Annotated in this window: 16 protein-coding genes; 9 read left to right on the plus strand and 7 right to left on the minus strand. The window is 64.6% G+C overall.

All coding sequences use genetic code 11. From position 1 onward, the window contains the following. The first annotated feature begins 23 nt into the window (after positions 1-23). From ACFFWD_RS09770 to ACFFWD_RS09785, 4 genes are all read left to right on the plus strand, one after another. Positions 24-1,256 (plus strand): rhodanese-like domain-containing protein, encoded by a 1,233-nt coding sequence (locus tag ACFFWD_RS09770; protein ID WP_376964294.1) that lies wholly within the window; start codon positions 24-26, stop codon positions 1,254-1,256. A gap of 96 nt (positions 1,257-1,352) precedes the next feature. Beyond that, complete coding sequence (locus ACFFWD_RS09775) at positions 1,353-1,781, plus strand: SRPBCC family protein (RefSeq protein WP_376964297.1); 429 nt, start codon at positions 1,353-1,355, stop codon at positions 1,779-1,781. Continuing rightward, complete coding sequence (locus tag ACFFWD_RS09780; RefSeq protein WP_376964300.1) at positions 1,778-2,203, plus strand: EVE domain-containing protein; 426 nt, start codon at positions 1,778-1,780, stop codon at positions 2,201-2,203. Before ACFFWD_RS09775 ends, ACFFWD_RS09780 begins: the two co-directional genes overlap by 4 nt. Further along, entirely contained in the window at positions 2,200-2,667 is a 468-nt protein-coding gene (locus ACFFWD_RS09785; RefSeq protein ID WP_376964303.1) for a MarR family winged helix-turn-helix transcriptional regulator, read from the plus strand. The genes ACFFWD_RS09780 and ACFFWD_RS09785 overlap by 4 nt, the downstream gene beginning before the upstream one ends. 79 nt (positions 2,668-2,746) lie before the next feature. On the opposite strand, the gene ACFFWD_RS09790 is transcribed toward ACFFWD_RS09785, so the two are convergent. Together ACFFWD_RS09790 and ACFFWD_RS09795 are read right to left on the minus strand one after the other, a co-directional pair. Then, on the minus strand, positions 2,747-4,060 hold the full coding sequence (locus ACFFWD_RS09790; protein WP_376964306.1) for a serine hydrolase domain-containing protein: 1,314 nt from the start codon (positions 4,058-4,060) through the stop codon (positions 2,747-2,749). A 132-nt stretch (positions 4,061-4,192) separates the two neighbouring features. Beyond that, on the minus strand, positions 4,193-5,569 hold the full coding sequence (locus tag ACFFWD_RS09795) for an aminotransferase-like domain-containing protein (RefSeq protein WP_376964309.1): 1,377 nt from the start codon (positions 5,567-5,569) through the stop codon (positions 4,193-4,195). A gap of 81 nt (positions 5,570-5,650) precedes the next feature. On the opposite strand from ACFFWD_RS09795, the gene ACFFWD_RS09800 reads away from it, so the two are divergent. Continuing rightward, positions 5,651-6,076 carry a DUF983 domain-containing protein gene (locus ACFFWD_RS09800; RefSeq protein ID WP_376964312.1) on the plus strand — a complete coding sequence of 142 codons (426 nt, stop codon included), beginning with the start codon at positions 5,651-5,653 and terminating at the stop codon, positions 6,074-6,076. A gap of 45 nt (positions 6,077-6,121) precedes the next feature. On the opposite strand, the gene ACFFWD_RS09805 is transcribed toward ACFFWD_RS09800, so the two are convergent. The 5 genes from ACFFWD_RS09805 to ACFFWD_RS09825 all read right to left on the minus strand — a co-directional run bounded on the left by ACFFWD_RS09805 (position 6,122) and on the right by ACFFWD_RS09825 (position 11,545). Beyond that, entirely contained in the window at positions 6,122-7,369 is a 1,248-nt protein-coding gene (locus ACFFWD_RS09805) for a multidrug effflux MFS transporter (protein WP_376964315.1), read from the minus strand. A 115-nt stretch (positions 7,370-7,484) separates the two neighbouring features. Next, positions 7,485-8,120 (minus strand): aspartate/glutamate racemase family protein, encoded by a 636-nt coding sequence (locus tag ACFFWD_RS09810; protein ID WP_376964318.1) that lies wholly within the window; start codon positions 8,118-8,120, stop codon positions 7,485-7,487. Between the two features lie 170 nt (positions 8,121-8,290). Continuing rightward, positions 8,291-9,301, minus strand: coding sequence for an amino acid ABC transporter substrate-binding protein (locus ACFFWD_RS09815; RefSeq protein WP_376964321.1), 1,011 nt, complete (start codon positions 9,299-9,301; stop codon positions 8,291-8,293). A 13-nt stretch (positions 9,302-9,314) separates the two neighbouring features. Further along, positions 9,315-10,664 (minus strand): aspartate aminotransferase family protein, encoded by a 1,350-nt coding sequence (locus ACFFWD_RS09820; protein ID WP_376964324.1) that lies wholly within the window; start codon positions 10,662-10,664, stop codon positions 9,315-9,317. 5 nt (positions 10,665-10,669) lie between these two features. Then, positions 10,670-11,545, minus strand: a complete 876-nt coding sequence (locus ACFFWD_RS09825) for a MurR/RpiR family transcriptional regulator (protein ID WP_376964327.1) — start codon at positions 11,543-11,545, stop codon at positions 10,670-10,672. A 96-nt stretch (positions 11,546-11,641) separates the two neighbouring features. Between ACFFWD_RS09825 and ACFFWD_RS09830 the strand changes: the two genes are divergently transcribed. The 4 genes from ACFFWD_RS09830 to cnbZ all read left to right on the plus strand — a co-directional run bounded on the left by ACFFWD_RS09830 (position 11,642) and on the right by cnbZ (position 17,103). Beyond that, a complete protein-coding gene (locus ACFFWD_RS09830; protein WP_376964330.1) occupies positions 11,642-12,829 on the plus strand; it encodes an amino acid ABC transporter permease in 1,188 nt (395 codons plus the stop codon). Between the two features lies 1 nt (position 12,830). Then, on the plus strand, positions 12,831-13,952 hold the full coding sequence (locus ACFFWD_RS09835) for an amino acid ABC transporter permease (protein WP_376964333.1): 1,122 nt from the start codon (positions 12,831-12,833) through the stop codon (positions 13,950-13,952). A 737-nt stretch (positions 13,953-14,689) separates the two neighbouring features. After that, positions 14,690-15,643, plus strand: a complete 954-nt coding sequence (locus ACFFWD_RS09840) for a hypothetical protein (protein WP_376964336.1) — start codon at positions 14,690-14,692, stop codon at positions 15,641-15,643. Between the two features lie 707 nt (positions 15,644-16,350). Then, positions 16,351-17,103 (plus strand): 2-amino-5-chloromuconate deaminase CnbZ, encoded by a 753-nt coding sequence (gene cnbZ / locus ACFFWD_RS09845; protein ID WP_376964339.1) that lies wholly within the window; start codon positions 16,351-16,353, stop codon positions 17,101-17,103. Positions 17,104-17,132: the final 29 nt, after the last annotated feature.

The raw sequence follows: 17,132 nt of genomic DNA on the forward strand, positions 1-17,132 counted from the left end.
CTCGTTCTCGCTCAGGCCAGTCCATGCCCCTTGCCACCGTCACGCCCCAGGACATCCGTGCCGCGCTCCTGCTGCGCCAGGAGATCGCGCTGCTCGACATCAGGCATGAAGCGGCGTTCGCGACCGGCCATCCGTTATTTGCCGCCAATATGGCGGCCGGCCGGATCGCGCTCGAGGCCGGCGTTCGGCTGCCGCGCAGGGACGTCTCGATCGTCCTCTATGATGATGGTGAGGGCCTGATCGCGAACGCGAAAGACCAGTTCGAGGCGCTCGGCTACAGCAACGTTCGCGCGCTGGCCGGCGGCCTCCAGGCCTGGCGCTCGGCCGGCTACGAGGTGTTCCAGGACGTCAATTCCTACGCCAAGGCGTTCGGCGAGCTGGTCGAGGCGCGCCGCCACACGCCGTCGCTCAGCGCCGACGAGGTCGCCTCGCTGATTGCCGGCAAGGCCAACATCGCGATCCTCGATGTGCGCCGTTTCGATGAATATGCCACCATGAACATTCCGGGCTCGGTCAGCGTGCCCGGCGCGGAGCTCGTGCTGCGCGCGGGCCGCGCCGCGCCCGATCCCGACACCACGATCATCGTCAACTGCGCCGGCCGCACGCGCTCGATCATCGGAACGCAATCGCTGATCAATGCGGGCCTGCCCAACAAGGTGCGGGCGCTGCGCAACGGCACGATCGGCTGGACGCTCGCCAGGCATGGCCTCGAACACGGTGCCGACACGCGCGGCGACATCGGCCTGTTCGACGGCGCCGGCGACAAGGCCCGCGACGTCGCCTATCGCGCCGGTGTCCGGCGTATCGGCGTGCGCGAACTGGCGGTGCTGCAGGCGGACACCACGCGCACACTCTACCGCTTCGATGTCCGCGACACCGATGATTATGCCGCCGGCCATCTCGCGGGCTTCCGCCATTATGCGGGGGGCCAACTCGTCCAGGAGATCGACATGGCGGCGCCGGTGCGTGGTGCACGGATCGTGCTGACCGACGACAGGAGCGTTCGCGCCGACATGACCGCGTCCTGGCTCGCGCAGATGGGATGGGAGGTCTACGTGCTCGAGGGCGGCTATGAGGGACCACTCGAGATCGGGCCGCCGCTGGTCCTGCCCAAGCCCGATCCGTCCCACCGCTACCGGCGCCCTTATGAGGGCACCGATGTCGCGGAGGCCGCGATGCAGGCCTATCTCGATTGGGAGTTCGGCCTCGTCGAGCAACTGCGCCGTGATGGCACGCATGGGTTCTACGTGATCTGAGTGAGGGGCCAGCCGCCCCATGAGCGCGCCGACCGGGCTTGCGTCCATATACTAAGTGTGCATATAATAATCGCACTTAGTATATGGAGGATGACCATGGACGCGCGACCTGCCTGGCAGACCCAATTCAGCATTGAGACCAGCGCGAGCCCCGAGGCGATCTGGGCCTTGTTCCGGGACGTTCCCGGATGGACGCTATGGAACGCCGGGATCGAAACGATTGCGCTCGAGGGTCCGTTCGCGGCCGGCACCGGCTTCGTCATGAAGCCGCCGGGCGAGGAACCGCTTCGCGCCGTGCTGACCGAGGTGCGCGAGAACGAGAGCTTTGTCGACGAGACCCGCATCGACGATCTCGTGATCGCGGTCACGCACCGCATCGAGCCCCTCGCGCCGTCGCGCACGCGCATCACCTACGCGGTCGACGCGCGCGGCGAGGGCGCGGCGGAGATCGGTCCGATGATCTCGGCCGATTTCCCGGATGTGCTGGCCGCGCTCGTTGCCATCGCGGAGGGCAGGCGGTCATGACCGGCTGGCTCGGCGTGGTGTCGCGCACCCATGTGCAGCGCGGAGTGGCCGGTGGCTTTGCGCAATTGTGCCACGGCAAGGCGCAGCCGCTGCGGCTCATGCGAGCCGGCGACTGGCTGATCTATTACTCGCCGACGATGGAGATGGGCGGCGAAGCGCTGCGCGCATTCACGGCGATCGGCGAGGTTGCCGATGACGAGGTGTTCAAGTTCGATATGGGCGGCGGCTTTGTGCCGTTTCGCCGCCGGGTGCGTTACACGACGGCACGCGAGGTGCCGCTTGCCGATCTCAAGGACAGCCTCGATCTCTGTGCACAGCCGAACTGGGGAATGGCGCTGCGTCGCGGACATCTGTTGCTGACGCCGCGCGATTTTGCGACCATCGCACACGCCATGGACGTGAAAGTACCCCTGCCGGCATGACGACCAGGAAACCTGCGGCGCCGCCGCTGCCGACGCGCTTCTCGGGGCCGGCCGACAGCCCGGGCTTCCTGCTGTGGCGGGTCTCCAACGCGTGGCAGCGCCGACAGCGCGCGGCGTTGCAGCCGCTTGGCCTAACGCACTCCCAGTTCGTGATCCTGGCCTGCGCCACCTGGTTCGGCGAGAAGGAGACGTTGTCCCAGGCCCGGATCGGCGAACTCACCGGCGTCGATCCGATGACGACGTCGCAGATCGTGCGCTCGCTGGAAGCGTTGAAATATCTGACGCGACGCCAGCACCCCGACGACCCGCGCGCCAAGCTGATCGCCGTGACGAGCGCGGGCCGCACGCTGGCGCAGAAGGCGGTGGTCGTGGTCGAGGAAACCGACGCCGCCTTCTTCCGGCCGGTGACCGATCGTGCCGGCAGTCTCGTCAGGCTATTGCAGGCGCTTGCCGGCGACACCTAGACTAGCCCAAGGCGTCGGCAGGCGCGCGGCGACGTTTCGAAGGGGATGCGCTGCCACGCGCAAGAGACGCGATCGCGGCTCAATTGGCGCCGAACGCGTCGTAGACCAGCTTCTTGAACGCCGGCGTAATGCGCTGGCGCTCGTTCTGGGTCTGCTCGAGCAGGATGTAGATCATGTCGAGCTTCGGATCGACGCCGAAATAGGTGCCGCTGCCGCTGTCCCACTTCAGTTCGCCGATCGAGCCCGCCGGTGGTGGCTTGGCAATACCGGGATCGGTGCGCACGGCGATGCCGTAGCCATAGCCAAAGCCGTCACCGGGAAAGTACCAGTAGTCGCGGCCGACGCCGGAGCCCGGCCCGATGTGGTCCGTCGTCATGTCCTTGAAGGCGGCGGGGCTGAGATAGCGCCTGCCGTCGAGTTCGCCACCGTTAAGGAGCATCTGGGCGAACCACGCATAGTCGAGCACCGTCGACAGCAACCCGCCACCGCCGGATTCCCACTCGGGATGCGCGAGCCTGTCACGCTCGGCGTCGAGCAGAATCTTGTCCGATGGCAGCGGCCTTGCCATCCGCGCGCGCTCCTCGCCGCTGTCGAGCACGAACTTCGTGCTGGTCATGCGCAGGGGATCGAAGATCCGCTCCTTCTCGAACTGGTAGAGCGTCTTGCCCGAGATGATCTCGGTGACGCGGCCGAGCACGTCGGTCGAATGGCCGTAACGCCACAGCGTGCCGGGCTGCCGCGACAGCGGTAGCTTGGCGATCCGCTCGGCAAACGCCTTGTTGTCGAACTGACCGTCGAACAGATGGCCCTGCATGTAGATCTGTTGGACCCAGTTGGCGCCAATATATTCGTAGGTGATACCCGAGGTGTGCCGCATCAGGTCCTGGATGGTGACGGGATGGACCGGGGGCACCAGCTTCAGGTCCGACAGATTGTTGTCGTTCGGTGGTTCGATGCCGACCTTCACATCGGCGAAGGCCGGGATGTATTTCGACAGCGGATCCTGCGGCGACAGCTTGCCTTCATCGATCAGCATCATGGCCGCGACGCTGGTGATCGGCTTGGTCATCGAATGCAGCGCGAAGATCGTGTCCGGCGTCATCGGCGCCCTGGTCGCGACGTCGCGCACGCCGAAGCATTGCAGATAGACCGGTTTGCCGTGCTGCTGGATCAGGATCACGGCCCCGGGCAGCCGGCCCGAGGCGACCTCGTCGTTGAAGAATTCGGTGATGCGCGCGAGCTTTTCCGGCGACGGGGCGGGGATGTCGGCGGCGCGGCTTGCGTTGAAGGCGCCGAGGCAAAGGGTGAGCGCTGCGATCAGCAGGAGCGTCGCGCGGAGCAACTGCGTTGCGGCCGACGCGATATGGACAACCCGATCATATCTGCATGACATTGATGAGAGCGCCCCGACTGCCCGATGCCAGCCTGAAGCTGCCCTTCAGGCCTTGCGCCGCGACCTTAACGCGGGCGTCTGCCGCGATACAGTATTTTCCTGCCGCATCGCTTCTGCAAAGAACGTCGGAGTTCAGACAATTTGCGTTGCGCCGACCGGCGTCCGCACCGCGTTCGACAGCACCTGCAATGCCTGGCTCAATTCGGCGCGGTTGCGCGCCGCGCCGAGCGAGACGCGCAGGCCGCGCGGTGCGCCGTCGCCGACTGCGAACGCGTCTTCGCCGACGACGGCCAATCCATTGCGCATCAAATGCGACAACAGGTCGGTGCCGTCGAAATGCTTCGGCAGCGGCAGCCAGAGGTGATGGCTTGCCGGCCGCGCCGCATAGGTCACGCCTTTCAGGAAGCGTGCGGCAAGCTGCTGGCGCGCGGCCGCCTCGTTTCTGATCGCGCGGATGATTTCGCCGGCGACGCCGGAGCGCAGCCACTGCGTGACCAGCGCGACCATCAGGGATGGCGGCATCTGCATGGTGGCCTGCAGGCCGGCACGCATCCGCTGCTCGGCGGCGCTATCCGGTGCCAGCAGATAGGCGACCCGCAGCGCGGGCGCGATGCATTTGGCGATGCTGGCGGCGTAATAGGTGTGTTCGGGGATCAGGGTCGCGATCGGGGCCGTCTGCGGCTCGAGCGGGCCATAGACGTCGTCCTCGATCAGCACACAGCCTCGCTTCTGGATGACATCGGCGATCGCCTTGCGCCTGACGGCACCCATCGTCGCCGTCGTCGGGTTCTGCTGCGTCGGCACCAGATAGATCGCCTTCGGCTTGTGCTTGCGGTAGGCCTCGTCGAGCGCATCGGGGCGGGCGCCTTCCACATCCATCGCGACGCCGACCAGGCGGACGTCGAGCCGCGCCGCGGCCGCCTTCACGCCGGGAAACGTCAGCGCTTCCGTCAGCACGACGTCGCCGGGCGAGGTCAGCGCGAGCAGGGCGTTGAAGATGATCGCCTGCGATCCCGGATACACCACGATGCGGTCGGCCGACGCCTCCGGCACGCGCGGCTGCAACCAGCCGGCGGCAACCTCGCGTTCATCGGTGGTACCGCCGGGACGCGCGTAGCTGAGGAATGCGCTGAAGCCGGCGTCGGCGCGGATGGTCGCGAGCCCCTGCGCGATGCGCAGATCAAGGTTGGCCTCGACCGGCTGCGGCGGCAGGTTCATCGACAGGTCGATATTGACAGGTGCGGGCAGGTCGGACGCCGCGCGCGCTGTCGTCTCCGACACGAAAGTGCCCTGGCCGACGCGCGCGTCCAGCAATCCGCGCCGCCGCGCTTCGCCATAGGCCCGCGTGACCGTGGTGAGATCAATGCCGAGTGCGGAGGCCAGCGCGCGGTGGGTCGGCAGCCGCTGGCCGCGCACCAGCCGGCCGCTCGCGATGTCAGCCGCCAGCGCATCGACGATGCGCAGGAATAACGGGCCTTGCCATTCGGAAACTGTAGGGATCCAATCCATGCAATCTGGCGCTTTGTCTTTGATTGTATGCCTTGAAATCCATATTGTATGGATCAACGGTTCAGGTCAAGGAGCACGGCAATGCGAGAAGCGGTTTCCCTGCCAAAGGCGCTGTGGCGCGGCTTTACCATGAAGTGCCCGAACTGCGGGCGCGGCCATGTGTTCCGCCGCTTCCTGAAGGTCGCCGATCACTGCGAGGTCTGCGGCGAGGATTTCACCCCGCAGCGCGCCGACGATTTTCCGGCCTATCTCGTCATCATCGTGGTCGGCCACGTCGTGGTGCCAGCGCTGTTGTGGCTGGAAATGAACTACGCGCCGCCGGCCTGGGTGCAACTGGCGATCTGGCTGCCGGTGACGCTGGTCAGCGCACTCGCGCTATTGCAGCCGACCAAGGGCATGATCGTTGCCTTGCAATGGCAGACCGGCATGCACGGGTTCGAGACATCGCGGCGCGAGGTCGCGCCGGTGCGAGCGCGGAGCAGCGTCGGGCGGACGCGGGAAGCCTGACGCGATCTCCAGATTCGTAGCCCGGATGGACCGGGCTACAGATCGTCAAACCGGCTTGTTGTGCGGCCTGAACAGCCGGCCCTTTTCCGTGATCGCGGCAATCGCGAGCGCAGCGACCGCGCAGAGGAAGAAGCCGGTCGAGAACGGCACCAGCGTTCCGTCATAGTGCTGGCCGATCACCATGCCGATGGCGATGCCGAGCAGGGTGGTGATCGAGCCGTACAGCGAAGAGGCGGTACCCGCGATCTTGCCGTGCGGCTCCATCGCGAGCGCGGTGAAATTAGCCATCATCAGGCCGAAGCTGAACATCATCAGCGCCGTCAACGCCATGAACAGCGGCAGCGGCAAGGCGTTTGCGATCTCGGCCGCCAGCATCACGGCGGCGACCAGCGCGAAGCCGACCAGGGCCGCGTGCGACATCACGCGCATGCCGAGCCGGCCGACGATGCGCGAATTGAGGAAGCCCGCGATCGCGACCCCCGTGGCGATGGCCGCGAAGGCGAGCGGGAAATAGGCGCCGAGGTGGTAGATGCCGGTGAACACCTGCTGGGCGGTCAGCACGAAGGAAATCATCGCGCCCCAGACGCCGCTGCAGGCGAGCGCATAGCCGAGCGTCTGGCGGTTGGTGACGGTCTGGCGGAAGGCGCCGAGCACGTCGCGGACCGCAAGCGACTTGCGCAGTTCCACCGGCAGCGTCTCCGGCATGCGCAGCGCGCTCCAGATCAGCGCGGCCACGCCATAGATCATCAGCGCGATGAAGATGCCGCGCCATTGCGAAAACACCAGCACCGCCTGTCCGAGCGACGGCGCGACCACCGGCACGGCGATGAACACCATCATCGCAAGCGACATCACGCTCGCCATCCGCCGGCCAGCGTAGCAGTCGCGCACGATCGAGGTCGCGATCACGCGCGTCGCCGCGGTGCCTAATCCCTGCAGCGCGCGCGCCAGCAGCAGCGCCTCGAAGGAGGGTGCCGCGATCGCGAGCAGGCTCGCCGCGCCATAGACGATCATGCCGCCGAGCAGCACCGGGCGCCGCCCGAACCGGTCCGACAGCGGCCCCATCACGAATTGCCCGACGCCGAAGCCGACCAGGAAGATCGACAGCACCATTTGCGGACGGTTGGCGTCGGCGAGCTGGAAGGCAGAGCCGATGTTGGGCAGCGCCGGCAGCATCATGTCCATCGCTAGCGGGTTCAACGCCATGATGGCGGCGATCGCGACAACGAATTCGGGGAAGCCCATCGGGCGGTGGCCTGAGGAGACCCAGGCATCGGCATTGATGTCAGACACGTATTGCACCTCTTGCGGGCCGCAATGTAGTGGCTTCGCTGCGATGCACAATGGGCGTTTTGGGATGGGTGATGGTCGGCGAGAGACGAGGTCGGCGGAAGCGCCGCGATGGCGCTCAGGCGACGCGCAGCATTGCCTTCAATTTCATCACCGCGCTGTCGGGTGTCGTCAGCACCGGTCTGCCGGTTACCTCGGCGACACCGTCGGCTGCCGGTGCCATGCTGTACTGAGCGAGCGCGATCAGGTCGCAGTCGCGCAAGTCTTTGGATGCCTCGACCACGATGCGATCGTGCTCGGCACGGTCGCCGCGGTCGAGCGCGGCCAGCGCGCCTTCGGCGAGCTTCGGCACGATCTGGACGCTTGCGGGAAATTCCGGCGGCATCGAGACCAGGGTCGGCGGGAAGGTCGAGAGCAAACCGATCCGCTTTCCCGTCGCGACCGCCCGCTCGATCATCGCCTCGTTTGGCTTCAGCACCGGCATCGGCGCATGCTCGCGCGCAACAGCTTCGATGCAGGGGCCGAAGGCCGAGCAGGTGAAGAGGATGCCGTCGGCGCCGGTGCTTGCCGCATAGCGGCCCATCGCCAGGAAGCGCTCGGTCATGCGATCGGTGAGCTTGCCGTCGCGCGCGAGGTCGGCCGAGAGAGAGTCGTCGAGCAGATTCATCAACCGGGCCTCTGGCCACAGCCGTGCGAACGACGCCTCGATCGGGACGATGGAGTGCTTGAGAGCGTGAATGAGAGTGATGCGCATGATGTCGTTGTCTCCTCACCCTCTCGCCGCTCTTCGCGGGGAGAGGGCGGGGTGAGGGGCTCTGTCAGCGTAGCAGGTGAGAGTAGAATTCGCGGAGCTCCCCCTCACCCGTCATTCAAGCTCTGCTTGAATGACGACCTCTCCCCGCAGGCGGGGCGAGGTGAAGATCATCATTTGAACGGAATGGCGTACATCAGGCCGCCCTTGCTCCAGGTGCCGTTGAGGCCGCGCTCGAGCTTCAGGGGGCTGGCCTTGCCGACATTGCGCTCGAAGATCTCGCCGTAATTGCCGCCGGCCTTGATCGCGCCGACCAGCCATTTGTTGTCGAGACCGAACCGCGAGCCGAGATCGCCGGAGGTGCCGAGCAGGCGCTGGATCGCCGGAACCTGCGACTTCGTCATCTCGTCGACATTGGCTTGCGTCACGCCGAGCTCTTCGGCCTCGATCAGGCCGTAATGCAGCCAGGTGATGATGTCGCTCCAGAGCTCGTCGCCGTTGCGGGTGAACGGGCCGAGCGGCTCCTTGCTGATGGTCTGCGGCAGCACGACGTAGTCGTCGGCCTTGGGTGCTGCGGTCGCGACTGCGCCGGCGAGCGCCGAGGCGTCCTGGGTCATGGCATCGCAACGGCCGCCGAAGAAGGTCTGGTACATGGTATCGACGCGGTCGAACACCAAGGGCTTCCAGTCGATGCCGTTGGCGCGGCCATAGTCGCCGAGCGTCACCTCATGCGTGGTGCCCTGGGCAACGCAGACGGTGGCGCCGTTGAGGCCCTTGAGGTCCTTCACGCCGGTGTCCTTCTTCACCACAAAGCCCTGGCCGTCATAGAAGTTGACCGGGCCCTGGCGCAGGCCGAGCGTGACGCCGCGCAAATAGGTCTGCGTCGAGTTGCGGTAGAGCACGTCGATCTCGCCGGACTGCAGCGCCGTGAAACGGTTCTGCGCGGTCAGCGCGACATAGCGCACCTTGCTCGCGTCGCCGAGCACGCCGGCGGCCAGCGCGCGGCAATAGTCGACGTCGAGACCCTTGTAGTTGCCCTGCGAGTCCGGTGCCGAGAAACCGGCAAAGCCGGCGCTGACGCCGCATACCAGCGTGCCGCGCTGCTTGACCGTGTCGAGCGTCGCCGCACCTGCACTGGCTACGCCTGCGACGAGCAAGGCTGTCGTGATGATACCCCTGTACATTCTGCTCCTCCTCCTAGTGACCAACATCTTTCAACGCGCTGTCTACCGCAGCGCCGAGTCTTTCGACGATCATGTCAATGTCGCCGGAAGTCGCGATATAGGGCGGGGCGAGCAGCACATGGTCGCCGCTCTGGCCGTCAGCCGTGCCGCCCGACGGATAGCAGGCGAGCCCGCCGGCAAAGGCGGCGGCCTTGATCCGCTGATGCAGCTTCAGCTTGGGATCGAACGGCTGCCGTTTGCTGCGGTCGGCCACGAGCTCGATCGCCCAGAACAGGCCGCGGCCCCTGATGTCGCCGACATGGCGGTGATTGCCGAAACGTTCGACGAGCCGCTGCTCGAGCTGCCTGCCGCGCGCCTTGACCTGGTCGAGCAGCTTCTCCTCGCTGATGGTCCGCTGCACCTCGAGCGCGGCGGCGCAGGCGAGCGGATGCGCCAGATAAGTGTGGCCGTGCTGGAATGCGCCGGAGCCGCTGCGCACGGTGTCGACGATGGTGCCGCTCGCGAGCATGGCGCCGATCGGCTGGTAGCCGCCGCCCAAGCCCTTGGCGATCGCCTGGATGTCGGGCGCGATGCCTTCCTGCTCCCACGCATGCAGCGTGCCGGTGCGGCCCATGCCGCACATCACCTCGTCGAGGATCAACAGCGCGCCGTGGCGGTTGCAGATCTCGCGCACCGCCTTGAAGTAGCTCTCCGGCGGCGGCACGCAGCCGGCGGTGGCGCCGACCACGGGCTCGGCGATGAAGGCCGCGACCGTGTCCGGACCGAGGCGTTGGAATTCGGCTTCGAGCTCGGCGGCAAGCCGCGCCACGAAGCTTGCTTCCGATTCATCGTCGCGCTTCTCATGATAGGCAAAGGCTGGCGTGACATGGCTGAACGACGGCGACAGCAGCGGCGCGTAGGGCTCGCGGCGCCAGGCGTTGCCGCCGGCCGACAGCGCGCCCAGCGTGTTGCCGTGATAGCTCTGGCGGCGCGCGATGAAGCGCGCGCGCTTCGGCTCGCCGCGCTCGATGAAATATTGCCGCGCCAGCTTGATCGAGGCCTCGATCGCCTCCGAGCCGCCGCTGACGAAATAGGCGTAAGCAAGTCCGCCCGGTTCGTGGCCGACCAGGCGCTCGGCGAGCTCTTCCGCGGGCTCCGAGGAGAAGAAGCCGGTATGGGCATAGGCGAGCTTTGAAGCCTGCTTGGCGATCGCCGCAAGCACGCGCGGGTGCTGGTGGCCGAGGCAGGAGACTGCGGCGCCGCCGGAGGAATCGAGGATGCGGCGGCCGTCTTCCGCGATCAGCCACACGCCGTCGCCGCCGACCGCTTTCGGCGGCGTCTCGCGCAGGCTTCGATGCATCACGCGGCTCTTGGTGGCGGCCATGACACTCATCCTTTCTCGGCAAAATATTGCGACATCTCGGCAAGCCGGGCCTCGGTCTCTTCGAGCTTGCGCTTGGCGCTCACACCGCCCAGCGTGAAGGTGACCGCGGCAAGCGATTGCGCGATCGCGATCGCGCCGGTGAGGCTCGGGAAGAAGCCGGGGGAGGCGGCGGCTTCAAACAGCAGCAGATGATCGGCGCCTTCGGCCATCGGTGCGGTGATGGTGTCGGCGATCGCGATCAGCGTGGCGCGCGCCTGGTGCGCCGCACGCGCGGTCTCGACGCTGATGGCGGTATAGGGCGCAAAGCCGATCACGACGACGGCGTCTCCGGCGCGGAACGCGCCATGGTCGAGGTCGTACGGGCCGGAACCGCCGACGAGTTGCACCGCACCGGGACGGAACAGGCGAAGCTGGTAGGTCAAGAGTTCCGCGACGCTGCGGCAGCTGCGAAAGCCGGTGATCCAGATCCGGTCGGCTGAGTGCAGCGCACGCGCCGCATCGGCGATGGCAGTGGATGAAATGCGGCCGAGGCCGGCAGCCTCGGCGTCGAGCTTCTCGTTGACCAGCGTGACATCGGCGTTCGGGCCGGCGCGGCGGCCCTTGGCGCGGCCGGAAAACGGCGAGCCCTGCGCCGGCCGGCGCGCCTCGGTCAGCGCCGCGCGCAGTTCGTCCCAGCCGGAATAGCCGAGCGCCTTGGCCAGACGGGTGAAGGAGGCGGGGTCGGCCCCGGCGACGGCGGCCAGCTCGCGCATCGAGCGGGTGGTCGCGTCGTAATCATTGGCTGCGACAAACCGACCAACCTCCTGCAACCGCATTGGCAGCGACGGCAATGCGCTGCACAATTCGCTGAGGGGCGATGGTTTCGGCTGAGCCTGGGCCATGAAACATATGTTGCACGAATCTTAATTTGGTGCAACATATGAAGTGCGCATCCCAGCGCATGGCAGAAGATCGCTTCAAGCAAGGATCCTTGTGCTGTGACGACATCGACGCCGAAACGCCCTCCCGCCCGGCCCTGGCGCCTTTCGCTGAGCGATCCGCGCGTCGCCGGCCTGTTCTGGCAGATCGTGGTGGTGGGCATCGCAATCGCCATTGTCGCCTGGCTGTGGTCGAACGCGGTGCATAATCTGTCGGTGCGTCGCATCTCGACCGGCTTCGCCTTCCTCGGCCGCGAGGCCGGCATGCCGATCGCCGACAGCTGGATCGACTACAGCCCGAAGAACACCTATCTGCGCGCCTTCATCGTCGGCATCGTCAACACGTTGCGCGTCGCGGTGATCGGCATCGTGCTCGCCACGATCGTCGGTACGCTGGTTGGCATTGCGCGGCTGTCGTCGAACTGGCTGTTGTCGCGGCTTGCCGCCGTCTATGTCGAGGTGCTGCGCGACCTGCCGCTCCTGCTGCAATTGCTGTTCTGGTACGTGCTGATGCAGGGGCTGCCGGCGGCGCGGCAGGCGTGGAAGCCGATCGAGGGCGTGTTCCTGTCGAACCGCGGCCTGGTGCTGCCGTCGATTCCGCTGCACGAGGCCAATCTGTGGGCGGCTCTCGTCCTTGTCGTCGGATTGATCGTGCTGCATCTCGTCAGGCGGCGTTTGATCGCGCAGCAGATGCTGGACGGCAAGGCGCGTCCGGCCTGGCCTTATGCGCTCGTCCTTGTGGTCGCGCTGCCTGCGCTGGTGTCGTTTCTATCAGGCGCGAGCTGGAGCATCACGCTGCCCGAGCTGCGCGGGTTCAATTTTGTCGGCGGGCTGACGCTGGCGCCGGAATATTTTGCGCTGTTGATCGCGCTCGTCACCTACACGTCGGCGTTCATTGCCGAGATCGTGCGCAGCGGCATCCAGGCGGTGCCGAAGGGACAGTCGGAGGCCGCCAAGGCGCTGGGGCTGAAGCGCGGCTTCGTGCTGCGACATATCGTGCTGCCGCAGGCGCTGCGCGTCATCATTCCGCCGATGACGAGCCAGTACCTGAACCTGACCAAGAACTCGTCGCTGGCGGTCGCGGTCGGCTATCAGGACATCGTCTCGGTCGCCAACACGACGCTGAACCAGACCGGCCAAGCGATCGAGGCGATCGCGCTGATCATGATGGTGTTCCTCACCATCAGCCTCGGCATCAGCTTCTTCATGAACTGGTACAATGCGCGGATCGCGCTGGTGGAGCGCTGAGATGACCTCGGTCACGCACACACCTGAGGACCCGCTGCCGCTGAGCCGGCCGCGCGTGCAGCGTAGCCTCGGCGGGCAGATCGTGGTCTGGCTGCGCGCCAATCTGTTCGCCTCGATCCCCTCGACCATCGTCACGCTGCTGCTCGTCTTCGTGCTCGGCAAGGCCTGCGTCAGCCTTGGGCAATGGGGGATTGCCAACGCGGTCTGGATCGTCTCCGGCAGCGACAGCAGCGCCTGCCGCGCGTTGCGCGGGTTGGGCGCCTGCTGGGCGGTGATCCCGGAAAAGTATCGCTTCATCCTGTTCGGCACCTATCCGTTCGGCGAGCAGTGGCGGCCGGCGCTGGCGGTTCTGATCTTCATCGCGCTGTTCGTGGTCTCGAGCCGGCGCAGCTTCTGGCGCAAGGAACTCTTTCTGCTGTGGGCCGCCGCGTTGGTCGTGATCGGGCTGTTGATGTGGGGCGGCTTCTTCGGGATGTCCTACGTGACGCAGGATCGCTGGGGCGGGCTGCCGGTGACGTTGATCCTCGCCACCTTCGGGCTCGCCTTCGGCTTCCCGCTCGGAATTCTCGTTGCCCTCGGCCGCCGCTCGAAGCTGCCGGCGATCCGTTCGCTCTGCGTGCTCTATGTCGAGTTGATCCGCGGCGTGCCGCTGATCAGCCTGCTGTTCATGGCGAGCGTGATGTTCCCGCTGTTCATGCCCGAGGGCGTCAACTTCGACAAACTGCTGCGCGCGCAGATCGCTTTCGTGCTCTATGCCGGCGCCTACCTTGCGGAAGTGGTGCGCGGCGGCCTGCAGGCGGTGCCGCGCGGGCAATATGAGGCGGCGGATGCGATCGGGCTGTCCTACTGGCAGAAGAACGCGCTGATCGTGCTGCCGCAGGCGATCCGCCACGTCATCCCGCCGCTGGTCAACACCTTCATCGCCTTCTTCAAGGACACCAGCCTCGTCCTGATCATTGGCATCTTCGATTTGCTGACGACGGCAAAGACCGCGATCATCGATCCGGCCTGGCAATCCTTCAGCGTCGAGGTCTACGTCTTCGTCGGCGTCATCTACTTCGTGTTCTGCTTTGCAATGTCGCGCTACAGCCGTGGCCTCGAGGCGCAGCGCACGCCGGGTTGAGGCGCTTGCGGCATGTCTGGCAACAACGGGAAAGTTTCGTCTTAACCACCGCACCACGCTTGGTGTGAACGACAAGATGCGTGCGGAAGCCCTGCTTAAGGGTATCGAAGGCAAGTGCCGATCGACGGCCTAACTAGGCCTAAACGATTCGCCATAAGGTCAAGCGTTTTCTTCAATGGAGAAAGCGCAAAAACTCTCTCGACTCAAAACAGCGACTCGGCCCACCATTTTCGCTATGGCCCCGTTCCGCGCTGTCTTCGCAAGGCACCCCGCGCGAATGGACACGCCGTATCTCCTTGCCCGGCCCGGACGCCCTCGCCATCAAACGCGACCACGCGAATGGATAACTGGGAGCGACAAGGGGCCATCAAGGGCGGTTCTAGAACGCCGGTTGGTGGGCCGATACTCCAGTGAACGGCCGGTTGATTGCCGTTGATACTGGGCGCTACTCGCAACCCTTACGGATTGCGCCGGCGTGATCCGAGGGCTTTATTATGAGACCTCGTATCACCATCACGATCAAAGTTGACTTAGCCGCCTGCATCCGTGCGGCTGCGGTTCTTGTCTTTCTTCTGACGTGAACTAGAGCGGGGGCTAGCTTCGGCTAGCTCCCGTTTTGGTTTCTTCCCAATCCCCATTTCCGAATGAGGCTTGGGCTTCATATTCAATAGGTTCTTCGGCGTCTTCTTAAAACGCGGGATCTCGAGTCAGGCTTATCGCTCATGCGCAGAGTTCTCATGGAGAAAGGTAAGATTTCGCGGCTCGCGACCTTCCCAGCCGTTAAGAAAGGCCAATGGTACTACGGGTTCAATTGCAAGGGATGCAAGGAGCCAATCTATCTCCTTACCTTCGAGGGAATACCGCCCAGCAATCTATTTGTCGGGGAGGGCCAATTCAGCGTTCCATGTCCACTTTGTCAGACCGATGTTCTTTACGAAACTCACGAATTCATTCCGCTAAAAGCTAGGCGCGACATTCCATCTCCCCATCAATCGACCAAGAGAATCGAGCCCTCTAATATGGCTAGACAACCCCTTAAGCGAAAATATCCGAAGGTTAAGCCGACTTTTGGGCCCGGACATCTTGAGGATCGTCCTGCGGCTGCGGCCCTGGTTGCTCGCTGCGTATCCCTTTGGACAGATATCGAGGTTCAACAAGCGCACCTATTGGCCAAAATCCTGCACGCAAATACGGAACCGGCGATAGCAATGTTTCTCGCCATCTCGAACAGCAGAACACAATTTGATGTTCTGAATGCCGCCGCCCGAGTTGTTTTGAATGAACTCGACTACGAACTCTTTGGGGCGCTAATGAATATTCGCAATGGTCTAGAAAAGGAAAGAAACCATCTCGTGCACGGCGTGTACGGTGCCGCCCAAGAAATAAAAGAAGGAGTACTCTGGGTTAATCCCATCGACCAAGCCGCCCATACAGTTCGAGTGAGCGCTTCAGGTGTTACACCTGAAGCTCTAGAAGCGTTCCGGGACAAGATATTCGTGTATGAACCAGGCGACCTAGAAACGATCGCTCGGGATTTCGAAGCTTTCCACCGCAACCTAGGCTTCTTCATCGGTTACCTTCATTCGCCCGAACCAACTTGGCGCGCCGAACGATACCCTCAGCTATGTGCTTGGCCTCCCCTTCAGAGAGAACTGACCCGATTGCGCGAGGGTCAGAAAAATAAGCATTAACCTCATTCACGATGAAGTCGAATAGCTCAGCCGAAGTCACGCATTCGCGCGATCCCTTGCATTGCAAGGCCGAAATGAAAGCCGATGGCTGCGACAAAACGACCCGACGGGCAAATCACCCAAAACCTGTCAATCCCCCGAAAGAAAAATATTTCGGTTTATCAGAATGGAAAATCATTGTAATAATCCGCCCATCTCACCCGCTTGAGGGGCGCGTCGCGATCGTCACGAGTGTTGCGGTGAGATGCGGTGGACGCTGATTGTGTGACTGACGAGCACGCAACGCAGCGGACGGTGAAGTCGTGTGGTCCTGACGCCCCAGTGGTTGGTGTCTCCTCGCAAGACGTGGAAAGCGTCTCTGCGAGGACGGTGACAAGAAAGCCCGGTCTCGCCGGGGAGAGCACGAAGGAAGCCGTAAAACCATCGCGCAGGGAAAGCCGGGATTCCGGTTACACCTGTGGTCCTACCCCCGTGCTTTTTGTTGCACGGGACCCATGGGTGCGATCGGCACCCGGCTTTCCCTGCGCCCTCTATTGATTGAGAGGGTGGACATGAAGGGCAAGACTCGGACAAGACATGTCGCGAGAAGGCGAAGCTGCGCGCGGAATTGTAAGGTGGGCAAAGCGTCAGCGTGCCCACCATTGCGAGTCCAGCATGAAAGCTCACGGCGCGCACCTGTGTCATAGCTGTTTGAAACCAGAGGCGTCATGACCAACACCGTCGAAGCTCCCAACAGCGGCTATCGCTTCATGCCGGGCGTCAGCCAGTATTCCTGCGGCATCGGCGCGCTGTCAGGCTTTGCCATCGCGCGCGTCAGGTTCAGCGAACCCGTGCCGCTGAAGGAGGGATTTGCCCGCATCGCGGATATCCTGAAGGCTGCGGGGCGGCCGCTCACGGCGTTCGGTGCCTGTGAGCTGCGCTCGCCGGCGCAGTTCACCGAGGAAGGGTTCAGGGCGTTCAACGAGATTTACATCAAGACGCTGATCGAATGGGGGGTGATGCGCGACGGCGTCAATCCGGTGGCGCGCAGCAATGTCTGCCCGAAGATCGATCCGCCGCAGGAGCCGTGCTTCCACGCCTTCTCATACACGGTGCCGGCAGCGGCCGACGCGCCCGCGAGTTTCGTCGTGGCCGGGAGCGGCGAATCGGTCGAAGGCAAGGGCAACTACCGTGACCACATCATCGCGCCCGGCGATACCAGCCCGGCCGGGATGCTCGCCAAGGCGAAATGGGTGCTGGACGAGATGGAGCGGCGGATGAGCGCGTTCGACGGCACCTGGAAAGACACCACCGCGGTGCAGCTCTACACCCTGCACGACGCCTATCCGGTGCTCGAAAGCGAGCTCGGCCGCCGTGGCGTGCTTCGCAACGGCCTGACCTGGCATTTCAACCGGCCGCCGGTGGTCGGGTTGGACTATGAGATGGACTGCCGTCGCGTGCATCTCGAGCGGGTGATCTGATGCATCAAAAACGCGTGTGAGCGGATGCG

The sequence above is a fragment of the Bradyrhizobium erythrophlei genome (assembly GCF_042430365.1).
Taxonomy (GTDB): Bacteria; Pseudomonadota; Alphaproteobacteria; order Rhizobiales; family Xanthobacteraceae; genus Bradyrhizobium; species Bradyrhizobium erythrophlei.

Bases quoted from the DNA above. Each gene is read 5' to 3' on its own strand.
- ACFFWD_RS09820 (WP_376964324.1), bottom strand. From the start codon at position 10,664: ATGGCCGCCACCAAGAGCCGCGTGATGCATCGAAGCCTGCGCGAGACG.
- cnbZ (WP_376964339.1), top strand. From the start codon at position 16,351: ATGACCAACACCGTCGAAGCTCCCAACAGCGGCTATCGCTTCATGCCG.
- ACFFWD_RS09815 (WP_376964321.1), bottom strand. From the start codon at position 9,301: ATGTACAGGGGTATCATCACGACAGCCTTGCTCGTCGCAGGCGTAGCC.
- ACFFWD_RS09835 (WP_376964333.1), top strand. From the start codon at position 12,831: ATGACCTCGGTCACGCACACACCTGAGGACCCGCTGCCGCTGAGCCGG.
- ACFFWD_RS09790 (WP_376964306.1), bottom strand. From the start codon at position 4,060: ATGTCATGCAGATATGATCGGGTTGTCCATATCGCGTCGGCCGCAACG.
- ACFFWD_RS09795 (WP_376964309.1), bottom strand. From the start codon at position 5,569: ATGGATTGGATCCCTACAGTTTCCGAATGGCAAGGCCCGTTATTCCTG.
- ACFFWD_RS09810 (WP_376964318.1), bottom strand. From the start codon at position 8,120: ATGCGCATCACTCTCATTCACGCTCTCAAGCACTCCATCGTCCCGATC.
- ACFFWD_RS09840 (WP_376964336.1), top strand. From the start codon at position 14,690: ATGGAGAAAGGTAAGATTTCGCGGCTCGCGACCTTCCCAGCCGTTAAG.
- ACFFWD_RS09785 (WP_376964303.1), top strand. From the start codon at position 2,200: ATGACGACCAGGAAACCTGCGGCGCCGCCGCTGCCGACGCGCTTCTCG.
- ACFFWD_RS09775 (WP_376964297.1), top strand. From the start codon at position 1,353: ATGGACGCGCGACCTGCCTGGCAGACCCAATTCAGCATTGAGACCAGC.
- ACFFWD_RS09825 (WP_376964327.1), bottom strand. From the start codon at position 11,545: ATGGCCCAGGCTCAGCCGAAACCATCGCCCCTCAGCGAATTGTGCAGC.
- ACFFWD_RS09780 (WP_376964300.1), top strand. From the start codon at position 1,778: ATGACCGGCTGGCTCGGCGTGGTGTCGCGCACCCATGTGCAGCGCGGA.
- ACFFWD_RS09770 (WP_376964294.1), top strand. From the start codon at position 24: ATGCCCCTTGCCACCGTCACGCCCCAGGACATCCGTGCCGCGCTCCTG.
- ACFFWD_RS09800 (WP_376964312.1), top strand. From the start codon at position 5,651: ATGCGAGAAGCGGTTTCCCTGCCAAAGGCGCTGTGGCGCGGCTTTACC.